The sequence below is a fragment of the Polaromonas sp. P4_H1 genome (assembly GCF_056400945.1).
The window spans coordinates 1-667 of sequence record NZ_JBFUKG010000070.1 but is presented as its reverse complement, the minus strand read 5'-3'; the positions used below and the strand labels follow the sequence as shown (position 1 = coordinate 667).

Here is a 667-nt window from a genome sequence, read left to right as displayed (position 1 = left end):
CTGCGTGCACTGACCGCGGTTGCCGCCAGCGGCAGTATTACGGCGGCAGCTTTGAAGCTGCGCCTGACACAGCCGGCTGTCACCTTGCAACTGCGCAACCTGCAAGGCCTCGCCGGCCTGCCGCTGATCCAGCGCACCGGCGACGGAATGGTCCTCACCGATGCCGGCCGTGAGGTGCTGGCGCTGTCGGAACGGATCGAGGCGGCGATGGCGGCCTGCGCGACATCGCTGGACATGATGGCCGGCAAGACCGGCGGGCGCATCTCCATCGGCGCCGTCAGCACCGCGAAATACTTCGTGCCCTTCGCCATCTCGGCCTTCGCGAAGCTCCATCCCAAGATCGAGATCTTGCTGACGGTCGGCAATCGCGAAGAGACCATCGCAGGCCTGCGCAACTACGATCTCGATATCGCGATCATGGGCCGGCCGCCGGCCGGAATCGACATGGATGTGAACCTGATCGGCGATCATCCGCATGTGATCATCGCGCCGAGCGACCATCCCCTCGCGGGCAAGGCGCGCCTCTCCATGAGCGATCTTGCAGGCGAGACTTTCCTGACGCGTGAGCCCGGCTCGGGCACGCGCGGGTTGATGGAGCAATTGTTCGAGAGCGCAGGCTTGCGCGCCACGATCGGCATGGAGATGGACAGCAACGAGACCATCAAAC

At 64.9% G+C, this 667-nt stretch carries 1 protein-coding gene; it reads left to right on the top strand.

What is annotated here, in order from left to right:
• A partial coding sequence (locus tag AC1DS5_RS25115) for a LysR substrate-binding domain-containing protein (RefSeq protein ID WP_477720962.1) occupies positions 1-667 on the top strand: 667 nt, incomplete at both ends.